We start from the raw sequence: 15,224 nt of genomic DNA on the forward strand, positions 1-15,224 counted from the left end.
GATGCAAAAATATTTTGAGGAAGCACATCGTTTTTGTTCTCGTAATAGAAAGTACTTAGAAAAGGATGTTATATGTGGTTGTTTCTATTGTTTAGAAATTTTCCATCCAGAAAAAATTACAGAGTGGTGGGATGATGATAACACAGCAGTTTGTCCGCATTGCGGGATTGACTCTATTATAGGAGAAAATTCTGGATTTAAAATTACAGAAATGTTTTTAAGTGAAATGCATAAAAGATGGTTTTAGTTAAACGAATGAAAAAATAAACTTTCATTAACGAAGAGGATACATAAAAAAGCTCGGGCCGAAGCCCAAGCTTTTTTTACTTCATTATTTCTTTTCTTCTTTTTTATCGGCAGCTTTTTTCTCTTCGAAAAGATCTTTTAAATCTTTATCGTCAACTTTTACGTCAGCTTTTTTGATTTCTTTCATCATAAGATCGTTCATGAATGCAGCATCTTGTGCTTTCTTTTGAACTAGATCTTTTTTGATGTCGCCTTTTACTTCATCAAATGGTTTTTGTTCTTTAATGTCTGTTACTTTAATGATGTGGTAACCGAATTGTGATTTCACAGGTTCGCTTACTTCATCTTTTTTCAGCTTGTAAGCAGCATCTTCGAATTCTTTAACCATTTTACCAGCAGTAAAGTAGCCAAGGTCTCCGCCTTTTTCTTTTGAACCAGTATCTTCAGAGTATTGTTTCGCTAACTCTTCGAAAGATTTACCTTGTCCAAGTTCTTCTTTTACCTTTTTCGCAGTAGCTTCATCTTTTACAAGAATGTGGCTTGCTTTAATTTCAGGCTTGTAGTTTTCTTTTAGTTCTTTATCAGTGATTGTTTTCTCGATAGCTTTTTCTTGAGCTAATTGAGCACGCACACCAGTTTTTATAGTTTCTTCTTTAATACCTTGTTGTTTTAATAGTGTATCGAATTGATCACCGTATTGTTTTTTCATTTCATCGAACTTTTTGTCTACATCTTTGTCTTCAACTTTGTAGTTTTTAATAAGTACTTTTTCCATAACCATGTTGTTTAGTACTTGTTTACCAGCTTGTGTCTTCATTTGATCGTAGAATTCTTCTTTTGTAATGTCACCAGCTTTAGATGTAACAATTTTGTCTGATGATGATGTTCCACATGCTGATAATGCGATTACACTTGTTGCGGCTAAGGCAAGCATAGCTTTCTTCATTCGATAAACACTCCTACTATTATGTATTTTTAATTTATCCTACACCAATGAATTTTGATTCATAAGAGCCCGATTAAGTCTCACTGATACTTTTGCTTTTTTATATTGGTAAAGCGCGCTTAACAGGGCTTACCGAGGCTGAGGATAAAGTTTTGATGAATGTTTTGTTCTATAGTATAAGCAATATGTACAAAATTTAATATATCATATTTCGAACCGTTTTCATATTGATAAAGAAAAATTAACCAGCACGTGTCAGATTTTGAAAGTGTGCCATATTGGGCGTATGCCGCATATACAGAATAGAGGAGGGGATGGGGATGAATTCTCAACTTATTTTATTACTTGTACTGTTTATTTTATTGGTTATTGTAGGTATAATTTGCTTATAGAGGAAAAAAGTGAGGAAGGGGCTTTCCTTCCTCACTTTCCATGAAATATAATTTCTATATAACTAGAAATTAATAAAATTGTTATACATACATTAATAACCCGAAAGACACCGGGCTGGCGGCTCGCAGCTATTTGTTTTCGTTCACACAGTGTATGTGTCATGAAATTCGTGTAAAATATAACAAGAAGTGCGAATGCGACAAAAACAACTGTTATAAGTGTCATGAGGCGAGACCTCCTTTTGGCTAAAATACATATACATATATTGTATCACACGATATTTTGTTCGTGTTACAAAATTCAGAAATAGAAGACTTTGTGTTAGAAAGTGAGGGAGAAAATGGACGTTGTTAGAAGATTAGAACAAGCTGAATACTATGTAGACCTACTATTTAAAATGATTGATGAAGAGAAGTGTCCATTTTATTCTTTGATCATAAAGAAAAAAGCTCGTAAAAAAGATATTGAACGTATACTAAATCTTTGTGAAAAACTGAACGAGCAATATGTAGTGGAGAAAGCAGAAGGGCTTCTTTTGTTCGATGCGCTGTTAGATCAATTTGAAAAAGCGCTTCCACATCAGCTCGAAGTACACGAAACTGCGGAAGCGCTAGCAAAACAAGGTTTATTTAAGCCGCTTATGAATGAATTCTTAAGCATGATTGCGAAAAAATAAATAGATTATTTCTTAACTAACTTTTGATCGGATTCTGTAAAGTTCTCTTCAATATCTTCTAATGATTTCTCAAAAATATCGATAAAGTCTTGTCCGTAAATATTACGCAGGATTGCAATCAGTTCGATATTTTCTGGGAACTTCCCATAAAAATTACGAAGTGCAAGAGCCCCATTAAACACTGAATTATTTTCAGGATCATACTCCTCCATTAAGCGAAGTAGTAATTCTTCCCCTTTGTCTGTAATTTCAATGTACGTATTTCGTTTATCATCTTCCTTTTTTGAGAATACAAGATAGCCACGTTCTTCTAGCTTTTTAGAGAAGTTAAACGCCGTTGATACGTGCATAACTCCAAACTTAGCAATCTCAGAAATAGAAGCCCCTTTTAAATGATAAGCGATTGTTAAAATATGATGTTCATTAATATTTAAATCGTAAGGTTTAATCCACTGCTGCCAATCTTTCTCTACACATTTCCATAACGCTTTCGATAATTGAGCAATGCGTTGGCTGAAAATCATCGCTTCTTTTACCGAGTAATCTTTTTCTCCACTTTTCATTTACTCACCCACTTTAACATTCTTTTTTCATTACTATCTATTATGCCAGTAAAATAAAAATTAATAAAGTCTTTTTGTGAGAATTGTGAAAATTTTTCGGAAAAATGACATTCTATACAAATCATGCATAACTATGGAAGCGTTTTATGAGTCGTGAATACATACGTTGTCCTTACATGTTAAGTGATAACATATATTGTAAATGCATAAAAACACGGCATATCTATATGACATGCCGTGTCAAGGTCAATTTATATAAAAAATATTTGTTATATGCAAAAACTAAGCAGGAATTTGTTTACGCTTTTTCTGGAACAGCTTCTTGTAGTTTCTCAATTGACTTTTGGATGTCCAAAATTTCTTTCTCAATATGGCGCTTGTTTTGAGAAATATCTTGCTTCCAGTTAGAAAGTGTATCGTGCATATCGTCTTTTAATTCTTGGAACACTTCTTTACCTTCTGAAGCAGTTTCAACGATTTGACGTTTTAATAATTTCGTATCAGCTGTAATATCAGCTAAAGTCTTTTTAATATCATTTCCTTTTTCTTTTAACTTGCCGCGCATGTCTTTACCAGAAGAAGGAGTTGAGAAAAGAACAGCTAGTCCAGCAACTGCTCCGCCGCAAATAACACCTGTAATAAAGGATTTAGCTTTTGACATAAAAGGAGACCTCCTTATTTTTTGTTCGTATTCATGATGGGAAAATATGCATATCTTTCTTATATGTGCTATGCACAAACAATCATCCCTGAGCATTTTAAGTAAAGAAACAAGCCATGCGGAATTTGATGACTTCAGGGAAGTGGCTTGTTATGTATTACGCCTTCTTATAGTGTCATTATTTCACACTATTTGCAATTGTACTTGCGATGTTTTGTAAATTTTCCATAGTGTATTCATTTTGGTGTGATTTCCAAACAGCACCGAAACCATCTTTTTCACCGTAGCGTGGAATTAAATGAAGGTGGAAGTGGAACACAGTTTGTCCAGCTTTTTCACCGTTATTGTTAAGTAGGTTAAAGCCAACTGGATTAAACTCTGCTTTAATCGCATTTGCGATTTTTGGAACGACAGAAAAAATGTGTGATGCGATTTCTGGCGTTAACGCAAAAATGTCTTGTTTGTGAACTTTCGGAATAACAAGAGTATGTCCTTTTGTTACTTGACTAATATCTAAAAATGCAAGCACATGTTCATCTTCGTATACTTTTGAGCAAGGGATTTGCCCGTCAATGATTTTACAAAAAATACAATTGTCTGCTGTATGATTCATTGATCTCATCCTTTCAAATATCCTTAGCCGTATTTTACCATAATTACATAAGAGAACAAACACGAAAAACAGGAAGCTGACTCAGCTTCCTGTTTTCTGAAGAGGGATTGAAAAAGCATTATCGTAATTTACGTTTCGCAGACACCTCATTTATTTAAGAAATGCACGGTAAATCGGCTAAAGTTTCTGCCGCAGACACCCCATTTTCAAGTGAAATGAATTGCAATCTTTTTTAAAATGAAATTGTTTATTTTTTAAAACAGTATATGCTCTTTCAGAGACACCCCGTTTCGAAAATGAAACAAATGATCTGGTTATGTGTAAATTTCATTGTCCAACTTGGACACCCCATTTCATGATGACTTCACTATGTTGTTGTACTCATCAATTGGTGGTTGCTTTTTCAATGTGTTCCTTCTTCAATAATTATGATGTCCGCTTTCGGGAAATTATATGCTAATAAATTTAAAAATTTTTTTTGAGTACATGGATACTATGTAGTACAGCATAATTTTTGGTAAGATGAATATAGAATGAATACTAATGAAGAAAGTGGTGTCGTATGAGCGAGTTATTGCGTGTGGAAAATGTTACAGGAGGATATACGAAACGACCTGTATTAAAAGACGTTTCGTTCTCTGTTAATAAAGGCGAACTTGTCGGCTTAATCGGTTTAAATGGAGCTGGTAAAAGTACGACGATTAAACATATTATCGGTTTAATGGAACCGAAAAAAGGAACTGTCACAATTAATGGGAAAACAATTCGTGATGATATGACAGCGTACCGTTCTAGCTTTTCATTTATTCCGGAAACGCCGGTATTATATGATGAATTAACGTTAGAAGAGCATTTGAAATTAACAGCTATGGCGTACGGCGTGGATGAAAAACAATATGAAGAACGTGTAGGACAACTACTACAAGAGTTTCGTATGAAAAATCGTTTAAAATGGTTTCCATCTCATTTCTCAAAAGGGATGAAACAAAAAGTAATGATTATGAGCGCATTTTTAGTGGAGCCATCTCTTTACATAGTAGATGAACCTTTCGTTGGATTAGATCCGTTAGCGATTCAATCCCTTCTTCAAATGATGGACCAAATGAAAAAGAGTGGTGCCGGTATTTTAATGAGCACACATATTTTAGCGACGGCAGAGCGTTATTGTGATTCGTTCATTATTTTGCATCAAGGTGAAGTAAGAGCGAAGGGAACGCTATCTGAACTGCAATCACAGTTTAATATGCCAGGTGCAACGTTAGATGATATTTACATCGCGCTAACAAAGGAAGAAGATTATGAATAGCACAGCGTTATGGAAAGAACGATTTCGTCACTTTCTAAAAGAAGTTCGTACATATAGTAAATACGTATTTAATGATCATTTGAAATTTATTTTCGTGTTCATCATCGGTGCGGGAGCGTATTATTACCAGCAATGGTTACAAACGTTAACAACTTCGTTTCCAACTGCGCTCGTAATGGCAGTATTAATTGGACTCGTGTTAACGGCTGGATCCATTCAAACATTATTAAAAGAAGCGGATCTCGTTTACTTACTGCCAGTTGAAGAAAAGTTAAAACCTTACTTCACAAAGGCATTTCTTTTTACATTTATGATTCAGTTATACATAATCGCAATCGTAGCAGCCGCGCTTGCTCCGTTATACTTCCAACAAATGAAGCAAACAGGAGCTGGCTACATATGGATCGTACTCGCATTTGTCATTGTAAAAGCGTGGAATTTATTTGTAGCGTGGGAAAAGTCATTTTTAACAGATCAAAATATACAAAGGGCTGATTGGTTTATTCGTTTTATCCTAAACGGTTTATTTGTATATTTCCTTGTAGAACGTACTTCAGTTCTTTTCATTGGTGGAATCGTCCTTCTCATGGTGTTATACCTTGCTATCATGCATCAAATGGTCAAAGGAAAGCCACTAAACTGGGAGTATTTAATTTCCGAAGAAGGTAAGAAGATGATGCTACTGTACCGCATTGCGAACATGTTCGTTGATGTACCAGCATTAAAAGAAAGAGTAGCCCGCAGAAAATGGCTAGATTTCATTCTGTCGATGATAGGCGAAAAGCGTACATATTTATACTTATATACGAGAACATTTTTAAGATCTGGTAATTATTTTGGATTATATGTGCGTCTGCTCGCTCTTGGCGGAGTAATTCTTTACTTCATTCCATTTTTATATGGACGATTTATCGTAAGCCTTATCTTCCTATACTTAATTGGTTATCAGCTATTAACTTTATGGAAACATCATCGCATGAAAATTTGGCTTGATTTGTATCCAGTAGGGGGAGAAGAGAAGAAGAAAGATTTTCTTGCTTTATTAAACGCGATTCTAATCATCGGAAGCGTAATCTTTACAGTTATATTTGCACTAGCAACGAAAGATTTCATGATGACAGGAATTTTACTTATCGTAAGCATATTATTTAGTATCGGTTTCGTTTACCAATATGGGGCGAAGCGCATTGAGCGTTTAAATTGAAAGGAATGAACCTATGATTACATACGAAGAGAAGGTTATAAAAGAATTGGAGCAGTGGAAAGCTACATTCATGAAAGATTCTTCTATGATGACACGGTTCTCCAAAAAAGTGCAGACGAAGGTGCAACAGCTCATTCCGGCGAAAGTACAAAAGGTACTAACAGAGACGATTCGTATGATGGTGCAAACGATTAGCGCCGGGTCAAACTTTATAAAGCCGAAGCTAAAAGAGACGACATGGTCACTGCAAAGACGTGACGATGAAGTTCGTAAAAAAATGGATGAGTACAAAAAAATAGCAGCGGCAGAAGGAGCAGGGACTGGAGCTGGTGGTATTCTCCTCGGTCTTGCTGACTTTCCGCTTTTACTTACAATTAAAATTAAATTTTTATTCGATGCAGCGACATTGTACGGATTTGATACGAGTAAACAAGAAGAGCGTCTTTTTATCCTTCACGTTTTCCAACTTGCCTTTTCAAGTGACGATCACAGAAAAGAAATATGGAAAGCAATCGAAACGTGGGATACAGAAAAAGAAAATCATATGGACTGGGAAAAGTTCCAAACAGAGTACCGAGACTATATTGATTTAGCGAAAATGCTTCAGCTCGTACCAGTAATCGGTGCCCCAGTCGGCGCATATGCGAACTATCAATTACTGCAAAGGCTTGGAGAAGTGACGATGAATTGTTATCGTATGCGATTGCTGAATAGAGATTAAAAACAAGGCGTCCTACATATGTAATGTAGGACGCCTTTTCTTAGAAGCTAAGTCCGATATAGCTAATTCCAGCTATAATCAATACGATAAAAAGTACAATGATTAATGAAAATCCGCTCTTACCAGCTTGTCCCGCTTCACCGCCGCCATTACCACCACTACCGCCATTACCACCAAGTCCCATATGATATCCTCCTTATTCTTATATGTTGCTTTTACTTTATAACTTTCTGTATTTTCCAATAAATACCTTCTGTAGTGCTAACTAAATTGAAAATCATTTCGTTTTGTTTTATAATTTACTTACCGAACGGTAAGTAAAAATAAGTGAGGTACAGTATGACGAAGAATTTACAAACATCGCAGAACATTGTAGAGGCATCATTTAAACTTATGGCAGAACACGGCATTGAGAAGATGAGTCTTTCCATGATTGCGAAAGAGGTAGGTATTTCAAAACCGGCTATTTACTATCATTTTTCTTCTAAAGAAGCGTTAGTTGATTTTTTATTTGAAGAGATTTTTTCTGATTATCATTTTACAAAATACTTTAATGAAGAGCGGTATACGAAAGAAAACTTTGCAGAAAAGCTAATCGCAGATGGTTTACATATGCTCTCTGAGTATGAAGGGCAAGAAGGAATACTACGCGTTATCAATGAATTTATCGTAACTGCATCGCGAAATGAAAAGTATCAGAAACGTTTATTTGAAATACAAGAGGATTTTTTGCATGGTTTCCATGATTTATTGAAGAAAGGCGCGAGACTGGGCGTTGTGTCACAACATGAAACGGAAGAAAATGCTCATACGCTAGCGCTCGTGATCGATAATATGAGCAACTATATGCTCATGGGATTCCAGTTAAAGTATAAAGAAATTTGGATTCGAAATGTGAAAAACGTAATGAAGGAGGAGTAAAAATGAAAATGCAAAAAAACTGGTGGCTCGGTTTTCTTGGATTTATTGGGGTTTATAAAATACCAGGTATGATTGAAGCTTTTCAAGCGGATGGAAATTGGATGAAGTTAATCGGTTTCATTTGGCTACTTTGGTTCGGATATTTTATTCCTGAGAAGAAAGAAGATTAAATTCCAATTTTCTGTAAAGTTACGTAAAATATAGATTGAGAGTATTCATATATTAGATTACTAGATTTGGAGTGGTTACATGGATCCATTGAAAAATGAAATTCACCCTGACATGGTCAAGGTGTGGAAAGCGCGTTCTTTAATTGAGCTAGGAATCAGTATTATAGTCATTTTTGCATATCTTTTCTTTATGATTAAGTTTAATTGGTGGGCTTGGATTTTCTATGTGCTCATCGGATTAACAATCGTATATACACCGTTTGATTACTTTACGTTTCCGAAACTACGTCAACGTTATTACAGCTACCAACTAAATGAAGAAGAACTTGAAATTCAGCATGGCCTTTTCGTTGTTAAGCGCGTATTAGTGCCGATGATTCGTGTACAGCACGTAACGATTGAACAAGGGCCAATTATGAGAAAATACGGATTAGCAGAATTACACATTTCAACAGCAGCAACTTCTCATAGCATCCCAGGTTTAACGATGTATGAAGCTGAAATGTTGAAAACGAAAATCGCAGAATTAGCGAAAGTGAGTGATGAGGATGTATAAGAGGCAGCATCCTATCACGATGTTATTAGAATTAAAAATAACAGATTTTATACCACTCATTATTTTTCTTTTTAGCTTAAGGGGAAAGTTTCCATTTTGGTATTTAGTTCCTATTGGTTTTGCGTTGATCACAATTATTTCAGCTATCGTAGGCTGGTATTACAAAGTATACTGGGTCGAAAATAACGTATTACATGTGAAACAAGGTCTCTTTGTGAAAAAGGAGAGCTACTTAAATAAAGAACGTGTTCAAACAATTAATACAAGTTCTAACGTACTATACCAAATGCTCGGTTTGAAAAAAATTCAGATTGAAACAGCTGGCGGGGGCGATGAAGCAGAAGTTAGCTTAGCTGGAATTACGGTAGAAGAGGCGACGGAGCTTATTACTTTGTTAAATGAGCCAACTCCAGAAGTGAAAGCAGAAAAAACGTTAGACGAAGCAGCAGAAAATACAGTAGAAAAAGCAATTGTTACAGAGGAAAAACAAACGACAGAGTACAAGTTAACGTGGAAAGAGATTTTAATAGCGTCTGTTACATCTGGTCAATTTGGAGTATTGTTCTCTTTAATCTTTTTCGTTTATCACCAAGTAGATGAGTATATTCCGAAATGGATAAAAAATAGTGTGACGTCATATGTAATGGACCACGATATATATGGCTGGATTTACATGGTAGCTATTTTACTTGTCGTTTCTTGGATGATATCTACAATTGGCTACGCGTTAAAACACGGTAACTTCACAGTGAATCGAAAAAATGATGAAGTCCGTATTTCGCAAGGGTTACTGGAGAGAAAAGAACTCGTACTAAAATTGCACCGCATTCAAGGGATTACGATAAAAGAAGGCATTTTACGCCAACCGTTCGGTTATTGTGCTGTGCAAGTAGAAGTCATTCAAAGTGAAGGGAAAGAAGAAAAAGTTACACTGCATCCTATCATTCGAAAAGATCGAGTGCAACAATTACTCGCGCATTTACAATTACCATACGAACTGAATGCAAGTATTACTTCGTTACCAAAAGCAGCATTGCGCCGCTATCTCATTGATAGTTTTATCTTTTTCGCTATGCTCGCAATCCCGCTTACTGGAATAAGCATATACTTTGAAAAGTATTACATCATGTGGGCATTACTACCGCTCGCAATCCTTATCTTTACACTTGGATACGCAACATTTAAAACAAATGGCTACAGTGTTAACGGAGAACAAATTACACTTGTCTATCGTAGCGTCGGAAAATATACAGGACTTATTAGAAGAAGACATGTCCAATCAATGGAGAAGACACAATCATATTTCCAGCGCCGTGCGGATTTATGTACGTATAAGTTTTCGAGTGCATCATCTAGTTATAAAATAGAGCATACGAGAGTAGAAGATGCGGAGAGAATGCAGGATTGGTATAAGAATAAAATAAATGAGATGTAACTTGAGAAAGCTTGCCTATTATGAAAGGCAGGCTTTTTTGTTATAGGGAAAAGAGTCGTTTAATCCATATATTAGTACAACTACAGCACACATGTATCAATACGTATGAAAAAAGGTAATATGCTTCTGTTTTAGGAAAATATGTGGGATTTTTGATATAAATGGTATAATAAAATGGAAATAGTATTAGGAGGTTATATATGATAAGTCAGTTGAAAAGAGAAGCACTTGATGCATTAAAAGGAAGATGGGGACTAGCGGTAGGGGCAACCTTATTAATTGGAATCCTTATTGGAGCTGTTGAAATGCTAACAACAGGTATTTTCTCGATATTTTGGGGTTGGGAAGAAGCAAGTGATTCACTTACAGTAAGTATTATAGTAATGCTTGTTATTGGTCCATTAACAATAGGTGCCTATTATCTTGTTTTAAATGCAATTCGTGGGACTGATGCTCGCATTGGTCATATATTTAGATGGTTTAGCGATGGAAGTAAGTTGATGAAGTCGTTTTTAACATATTTACTAATGTATGTATACTTGACTCTATGGACATTACTTCTTATTATTCCAGGTATTATTAAATCATTTTCTTATTCTATGACATATTTTATTTTGAATGATCATCCAGAATATACAGCGAATCAAGCGATTACTGAGAGTCGTCATATGATGAATGGACATAAAATGGATTACTTTTTACTATGCTTAAGTTTCTTAGGTTGGTTCATTTTAAGTATTCTTACTGTAGGAATCGGTTTCTTATGGTTAGCACCTTATTTCTACGCGACATCAGCCGCATTTTATGAAGAGATTTCAAAAGAATATTATAGAAAAGAAGGCACTACTTTCTAATAAAACATATAAACTATCTACCCTAAAGAATGTAGGGAGCAGATAGCAGATGGTTTAGGTGTTTTGATATTTGTCCTATTTTCGGGATTCACTTCAGGATAAGGTATAGATTTTTATATAGAAATGCTACCCTCTATGTTTTATCATAGAGGGTTATTTTTTTATGTAAAAATGATAGGAAATAATGAATAATATATGTAAAGAAAAAAGCGAGGTGAATGAGAGTGAGCAAATTTTTAATACCGTATTCATTTTCTATATTAAGTTTCTTTATTTCAGCAACAGCACTTGATTTATATGATAGGATGGGAAACGATAGTGAGCTGGTTTCGCCGAACATAATTGGAAAGATAATTCAATCTACTGCGCAAATGGGAGTCCTTACATTGTATTTCGGAGTACCTATTATTTTAGGTGGCTGTCTACTTGGTGAGCTATTGTTTAGAGGTATCATTTTACGATTTAAACTAAGCTATATTATATCTTTATTATTATATCTATTTTTAGCTTTTAGTATTGTTTTCGTAACCGTAGGCATTCCAACTACATATGAAGATTCTAATACATTTTTCATGGGGATAACTATGATTTGTGCTGTTACATTCTTTGTGAGTCGGAATATATGGGAAAACAAGTTAATAATGGAGTGACAAAATGAAATACACCTGTCCATGTTGCGGATATAAAGTTTCACTTTATTGGATCAGTTAGAAAACCGACTAGTGAAGATGTGAAGGATGCTAGTTGGCAGCGAATTTGTTAAGTAGAATGTTATTACTCAATTTAATGGGAGTAATAACATTTTTTATTTAGTACTGAAAGAATTACTGCTGTCTTAAAGTAATAAGAAGGAATAAATCGGTAAATTTTATTAATGGATATATTTTCAATAAATACAAAAGTATAGATGTATAGTCAGCTTTGTGTATTTAATGTTATCATATTGAATGATATGGAAATTTTTAATAGAATAAGTAACTAAAAATTCAAAGGTAATGAAGCTTTTGTTGTATAAAGAAAATACTTAGTAGTAATCAACAATATTAAAAATAAGATTCGTATTTATATAAATTTAGTAGAAATGGGGTTTTAAAAAGGAATGAGTATAAGCATAACGCGGCAAAAGATTTTGGCGGCCGCTTCTCAAATTGTGCAATGTAAAGGGGTTGCTAAATTAACCTTAGAAGCAGTGGCAAAAGAGGCGGGTGTAAGTAAAGGTGGATTATTGTATCACTTTTCAAATAAAGAAGCTTTAATAGAAGGTATGATAGTCAGAGGGGTAGAGGATTATGAGGGAGCCATTTACAATAAAGTAGCGGAAGACGCAGAGAAGAAAGGGAGATGGGTTCGCTCTTTTGTAGAGGAAAGATTAAATAATGAGAGAAGAACAGAAGAGTTATCTAGTAGTATGATGGCAGCATTCATGTTAAAACCTGAATTACTTGAGCCATTACAACAATCATTTCAGCAACTGCAAAAGAATATAGAAAACGATGAGATAGATGCAGTTTGTGCAACAATTATTAGATTAGCAGCAGATGGATTATGGTATTCGGAATATTTAGGGGTTGGAAGACTAAGCCCTGAGTTAAGAGAAAAAGTGATTCAAGCTCTTATTAGGAATTCATATAAATAGAATATACGAACTATAGAATGTAAAAATAATTCACCGTTGCTTCTTTAATGTAGTGGTGAATTATTTTTTTTATTAGAAAAATAGAACAATTTTATAGAGTATTGAATTATAACCGTCCAGACGGTATAGTAATATTTGGTTTAAGAGGAAAATGAAACAAAAAAAGAATAAAAGATATTTTTAGCACACTATTCGAAAGGATAGGCCGCAAAGCTTAGAGTCTACGGTAATACATATTGGTTACTAAGATCGTCTGGTTGCACATTTTTGATGCAACCGGACGGTCTTTTTTTGTTATATAAATATAAAAAATAGGAGGGAACTATGCAAATGAAAAGTACTAAAAGACATATTTCAATGGTTTCATTAGTTTTTCTAGTATTATTTTCAGTGCTGAATGTGTGGGCTCCAGTTATTCAAGCTGCTGTGATGAAAAGTCCAGTGGACGAAATTAATATTTCCCGTACTGATGGCACGACATCTGAACCGTATCAAGCCTCAGATGGTATGAAAGTAGAAGTGAAGTGGTCAGCTAAAGAAAAAATAAAAAGTGGAGATCAATTCACAATTGATATGCCAAAAGAGTTTCGAAAAGACCTTATGAATATGAGTTTTCCTTTAAAAGATACTGAAGGAAAAATAGTTGGTACATGTGAGATGAAAAAGGGTCTATTAACGTGTACTATGGGGGATTACGTAGAAGGAAAGAATAACATTAAAGGTTCTTTATTCGTAGAATTCTACTTTGGTCTAGAAGCATATGATGGTGTTAAAGAAATTCCATTAGAATTTAACGTTGATGGTCAAATCGTCAATAAAGAAGTAAATGTAAGTAATACGACAGAGAGACCGAAGCCACAGCCCAATACAGATAATCTATTGAAATGGGGTTCTTATAATCAAGAAGATCCTTCGATTGCTGATTGGCTTGTATATGTAAATGCAACTGGAACAGAAATGCAAGATCTTAAATTAACAGATACATTAGGACCTGGGCATGAGTTAATTACAGACAGCGTAGTATTAGAAGAGGCTGTATTTGAAGATGGTTATGCACCAACAAATATTAAGCCAGCAGATTTATCTAACATTAAAATTAATGCAACAAAGGCTGGATTTACAATTGAGTTTCCAGACAGTTCAAAAGGTTATATTTTAAGATATAAAACAAAGATTACTAATCCTTCTGCAAAGCCTCATAAAAATACTGTGAAATTAGAAGGTAAAAATATTAAAACTGAAGAAAAAGTAGGACAAGTATTCGTAAGTGGTGGAGGGGGAACCGGTTCAGGTGACGCTAATCCACCTAGTATTGAAAAAAATATAGTTGATGAGAATGGCAAGCTTGTAGAGAATGAGCAGCTAACACAAATGGATCAAGTGATTCAATACCAAGTTGGTACACATATACCAAACGATCCTCCTAAATACACATCAATGGTAATTCGTGATGATTTAGAAGATGTTTTAGAAGTATTAGAGGCAAAAGTATATGATCAAAATGGCCAAGATATTACTTCTAAAGGGACGTTAAAGATAGATAAGCAAAGAAGTGAAGTAACATTTACGTTTGGTGAGAATTTTGACTATAAGTCATATGAAGACCAGATAATTAATCTTAGTATCAAGGCGAAAATTAAAAATAATGCAGACTTATCTTCTTACGTAGATAAGAAGATTCCTAATAAAGCGGAATTACATTTTGATGATAAAACATTAACGAGGGTGTTGCAAAACTAAAATAAACATGCAATGTTATGAATCAGAAAAACTAGCTGAACATGCAATAGATAGCGATTTTGACCATACCAACGTGGCTGTTCCAACCCTTTATCTTTGAGTTTACTAAACTGTTGTTCAATTTTCCTACGTTCTTTCATCAATTGTTTACCAAAGATAGTTTGTATAAAATGAGATAATACACGACGATGTGTACTCTTATTTTGTTCACCATTCCTAGGATTGATTGGATTCATGGCAAAGATGTTACATGTTCGTGCAATTTCATAAATACGTTGACTATCGTAAGCAGCATCTGCAACGGAAAATAATACATTTTGATCTTTTATATCCTGAAGCAATACAGGAGCCATTTTGCTATCATGGACGTTCGCTGTTGTAAACGCGTAAGACAGCACAACACCTTCTGGTGTTGAACAAACATGAGCCTTATATCCTTTATACCAACCATAGCGGGTAGATTTTCCCCATTTCGCTTGTGAATCATATAAACTACTTCGTAAGGCAGTACTATCGATTAACACACAAGGAATCAGCTCTAAATTTAGTTCCTGAAGAACCTTTTCATGAATGACTGGAATAC

At 34.6% G+C, this 15,224-nt stretch carries 19 protein-coding genes, 1 pseudogene and 1 riboswitch; of the genes and pseudogenes, 13 read left to right on the forward strand and 7 right to left on the reverse strand.

Going from position 1 to position 15,224, the window contains the following annotated elements:
- Window position 1: 1 nt before the first annotated feature.
- Window positions 2-247: a hypothetical protein gene (locus V6946_RS05345; RefSeq protein ID WP_001174909.1), complete on the forward strand. Its 246-nt coding sequence runs from the start codon at window positions 2-4 to the stop codon at window positions 245-247.
- A gap of 84 nt (window positions 248-331) precedes the next feature.
- On the opposite strand, the gene prsA is transcribed toward V6946_RS05345, so the two are convergent.
- Both prsA and V6946_RS05355 read right to left on the reverse strand, forming a co-directional pair.
- Complete coding sequence (gene prsA / locus V6946_RS05350) at window positions 332-1,192, reverse strand: peptidylprolyl isomerase PrsA (RefSeq protein ID WP_366981792.1); 861 nt, start codon at window positions 1,190-1,192, stop codon at window positions 332-334.
- A gap of 423 nt (window positions 1,193-1,615) precedes the next feature.
- Window positions 1,616-1,810, reverse strand: a complete 195-nt coding sequence (locus tag V6946_RS05355; protein ID WP_000172690.1) for a hypothetical protein — start codon at window positions 1,808-1,810, stop codon at window positions 1,616-1,618.
- 115 nt (window positions 1,811-1,925) lie between these two features.
- On the opposite strand from V6946_RS05355, the gene V6946_RS05360 reads away from it, so the two are divergent.
- A complete protein-coding gene (locus tag V6946_RS05360) occupies window positions 1,926-2,261 on the forward strand; it encodes a DUF1878 family protein (RefSeq protein ID WP_000383655.1) in 336 nt (111 codons plus the stop codon).
- 5 nt (window positions 2,262-2,266) lie between these two features.
- On the opposite strand, the gene V6946_RS05365 is transcribed toward V6946_RS05360, so the two are convergent.
- From V6946_RS05365 to V6946_RS05375, 3 genes are all read right to left on the reverse strand, one after another.
- Window positions 2,267-2,824 carry an HTH-type transcriptional regulator Hpr gene (locus V6946_RS05365; protein WP_000834924.1) on the reverse strand — a complete coding sequence of 186 codons (558 nt, stop codon included), beginning with the start codon at window positions 2,822-2,824 and terminating at the stop codon, window positions 2,267-2,269.
- A gap of 298 nt (window positions 2,825-3,122) precedes the next feature.
- Window positions 3,123-3,485, reverse strand: a complete 363-nt coding sequence (locus V6946_RS05370; protein ID WP_000030300.1) for a YtxH domain-containing protein — start codon at window positions 3,483-3,485, stop codon at window positions 3,123-3,125.
- Window positions 3,486-3,663: 178 nt separating this feature from the next.
- Window positions 3,664-4,098, reverse strand: a complete 435-nt coding sequence (locus V6946_RS05375) for an HIT family protein (protein ID WP_001016835.1) — start codon at window positions 4,096-4,098, stop codon at window positions 3,664-3,666.
- A gap of 562 nt (window positions 4,099-4,660) precedes the next feature.
- Between V6946_RS05375 and ecsA the strand changes: the two genes are divergently transcribed.
- Genes ecsA through ecsC form a run of 3 tightly spaced genes read left to right on the forward strand, consistent with a single transcriptional unit; the run spans window position 4,661 to window position 7,329 of the window.
- Window positions 4,661-5,404, forward strand: a complete 744-nt coding sequence (gene ecsA, locus V6946_RS05380) for an ABC transporter ATP-binding protein EcsA (RefSeq protein WP_001292603.1) — start codon at window positions 4,661-4,663, stop codon at window positions 5,402-5,404.
- Complete coding sequence (gene ecsB / locus V6946_RS05385) at window positions 5,397-6,608, forward strand: ABC transporter permease EcsB (protein WP_001089131.1); 1,212 nt, start codon at window positions 5,397-5,399, stop codon at window positions 6,606-6,608. Before ecsA ends, ecsB begins: the two co-directional genes overlap by 8 nt.
- 13 nt (window positions 6,609-6,621) lie before the next feature.
- Window positions 6,622-7,329: an ecs operon protein EcsC gene (ecsC, locus tag V6946_RS05390; RefSeq protein WP_000634142.1), complete on the forward strand. Its 708-nt coding sequence runs from the start codon at window positions 6,622-6,624 to the stop codon at window positions 7,327-7,329.
- Window positions 7,330-7,369: 40 nt separating this feature from the next.
- Here the strand turns inward: ecsC and V6946_RS05395 are convergent, their stop codons facing one another.
- Window positions 7,370-7,513: a YjcZ family sporulation protein gene (locus tag V6946_RS05395; RefSeq protein WP_000522758.1), complete on the reverse strand. Its 144-nt coding sequence runs from the start codon at window positions 7,511-7,513 to the stop codon at window positions 7,370-7,372.
- A gap of 155 nt (window positions 7,514-7,668) precedes the next feature.
- Here V6946_RS05395 and V6946_RS05400 point away from each other — a divergent pair, with 155 nt between their 5' ends.
- The 8 genes and pseudogenes from V6946_RS05400 to V6946_RS05435 all read left to right on the forward strand — a co-directional run.
- The gene (locus V6946_RS05400; protein WP_000164838.1) at window positions 7,669-8,250 is read left to right on the forward strand and encodes a TetR/AcrR family transcriptional regulator; all 582 of its coding nucleotides are present in this window, start codon (window positions 7,669-7,671) and stop codon (window positions 8,248-8,250) included.
- 2 nt (window positions 8,251-8,252) lie between these two features.
- Window positions 8,253-8,420 carry a hypothetical protein gene (locus V6946_RS05405; RefSeq protein WP_000783813.1) on the forward strand — a complete coding sequence of 56 codons (168 nt, stop codon included), beginning with the start codon at window positions 8,253-8,255 and terminating at the stop codon, window positions 8,418-8,420.
- 79 nt (window positions 8,421-8,499) lie between these two features.
- Window positions 8,500-8,976: a PH domain-containing protein gene (locus V6946_RS05410; protein WP_000371345.1), complete on the forward strand. Its 477-nt coding sequence runs from the start codon at window positions 8,500-8,502 to the stop codon at window positions 8,974-8,976.
- Window positions 8,969-10,411 (forward strand): PH domain-containing protein, encoded by a 1,443-nt coding sequence (locus V6946_RS05415; RefSeq protein ID WP_098279422.1) that lies wholly within the window; start codon window positions 8,969-8,971, stop codon window positions 10,409-10,411. Before V6946_RS05410 ends, V6946_RS05415 begins: the two co-directional genes overlap by 8 nt.
- 200 nt (window positions 10,412-10,611) lie before the next feature.
- Window positions 10,612-11,265, forward strand: a complete 654-nt coding sequence (locus V6946_RS05420) for a DUF975 family protein (protein ID WP_000625401.1) — start codon at window positions 10,612-10,614, stop codon at window positions 11,263-11,265.
- A 224-nt stretch (window positions 11,266-11,489) separates the two neighbouring features.
- Window positions 11,490-11,915 carry a hypothetical protein gene (locus V6946_RS05425; RefSeq protein ID WP_002098741.1) on the forward strand — a complete coding sequence of 142 codons (426 nt, stop codon included), beginning with the start codon at window positions 11,490-11,492 and terminating at the stop codon, window positions 11,913-11,915.
- A gap of 449 nt (window positions 11,916-12,364) precedes the next feature.
- Window positions 12,365-12,901: a TetR/AcrR family transcriptional regulator gene (locus V6946_RS05430; RefSeq protein WP_000028016.1), complete on the forward strand. Its 537-nt coding sequence runs from the start codon at window positions 12,365-12,367 to the stop codon at window positions 12,899-12,901.
- 172 nt (window positions 12,902-13,073) lie between these two features.
- Window positions 13,074-13,166, forward strand: a riboswitch (cyclic di-GMP riboswitch).
- A 59-nt stretch (window positions 13,167-13,225) separates the two neighbouring features.
- A pseudogene (locus tag V6946_RS05435) lies at window positions 13,226-14,623 on the forward strand (isopeptide-forming domain-containing fimbrial protein); the annotation flags it as partial.
- 14 nt (window positions 14,624-14,637) lie between these two features.
- On the opposite strand, the gene V6946_RS05440 reads toward V6946_RS05435, so the two are convergent.
- A partial coding sequence (locus V6946_RS05440) for a transposase (protein ID WP_406622258.1) occupies window positions 14,638-15,224 on the reverse strand: 587 nt, incomplete at its 5' end.

This window comes from Bacillus sp. PPSBB_2 (assembly GCF_045291115.1).
GTDB lineage: Bacteria > Bacillota > Bacilli > Bacillales > Bacillaceae_G > Bacillus_A > Bacillus_A cereus.

Bases quoted from the DNA above. Each gene is read 5' to 3' on its own strand.
- V6946_RS05345 (WP_001174909.1), top strand. From the start codon at position 2: ATGCAAAAATATTTTGAGGAAGCACATCGTTTTTGTTCTCGTAATAGA.
- prsA (WP_366981792.1), bottom strand. From the start codon at position 1,192: ATGAAGAAAGCTATGCTTGCCTTAGCCGCAACAAGTGTAATCGCATTA.
- V6946_RS05355 (WP_000172690.1), bottom strand. From the start codon at position 1,810: ATGACACTTATAACAGTTGTTTTTGTCGCATTCGCACTTCTTGTTATA.
- V6946_RS05360 (WP_000383655.1), top strand. From the start codon at position 1,926: ATGGACGTTGTTAGAAGATTAGAACAAGCTGAATACTATGTAGACCTA.
- V6946_RS05365 (WP_000834924.1), bottom strand. From the start codon at position 2,824: ATGAAAAGTGGAGAAAAAGATTACTCGGTAAAAGAAGCGATGATTTTC.
- V6946_RS05370 (WP_000030300.1), bottom strand. From the start codon at position 3,485: ATGTCAAAAGCTAAATCCTTTATTACAGGTGTTATTTGCGGCGGAGCA.
- V6946_RS05375 (WP_001016835.1), bottom strand. From the start codon at position 4,098: ATGAATCATACAGCAGACAATTGTATTTTTTGTAAAATCATTGACGGG.
- ecsA (WP_001292603.1), top strand. From the start codon at position 4,661: ATGAGCGAGTTATTGCGTGTGGAAAATGTTACAGGAGGATATACGAAA.
- ecsB (WP_001089131.1), top strand. From the start codon at position 5,397: ATGAATAGCACAGCGTTATGGAAAGAACGATTTCGTCACTTTCTAAAA.
- ecsC (WP_000634142.1), top strand. From the start codon at position 6,622: ATGATTACATACGAAGAGAAGGTTATAAAAGAATTGGAGCAGTGGAAA.
- V6946_RS05395 (WP_000522758.1), bottom strand. From the start codon at position 7,513: ATGGGACTTGGTGGTAATGGCGGTAGTGGTGGTAATGGCGGCGGTGAA.
- V6946_RS05400 (WP_000164838.1), top strand. From the start codon at position 7,669: ATGACGAAGAATTTACAAACATCGCAGAACATTGTAGAGGCATCATTT.
- V6946_RS05405 (WP_000783813.1), top strand. From the start codon at position 8,253: ATGAAAATGCAAAAAAACTGGTGGCTCGGTTTTCTTGGATTTATTGGG.
- V6946_RS05410 (WP_000371345.1), top strand. From the start codon at position 8,500: ATGGATCCATTGAAAAATGAAATTCACCCTGACATGGTCAAGGTGTGG.
- V6946_RS05415 (WP_098279422.1), top strand. From the start codon at position 8,969: ATGTATAAGAGGCAGCATCCTATCACGATGTTATTAGAATTAAAAATA.
- V6946_RS05420 (WP_000625401.1), top strand. From the start codon at position 10,612: ATGATAAGTCAGTTGAAAAGAGAAGCACTTGATGCATTAAAAGGAAGA.
- V6946_RS05430 (WP_000028016.1), top strand. From the start codon at position 12,365: ATGAGTATAAGCATAACGCGGCAAAAGATTTTGGCGGCCGCTTCTCAA.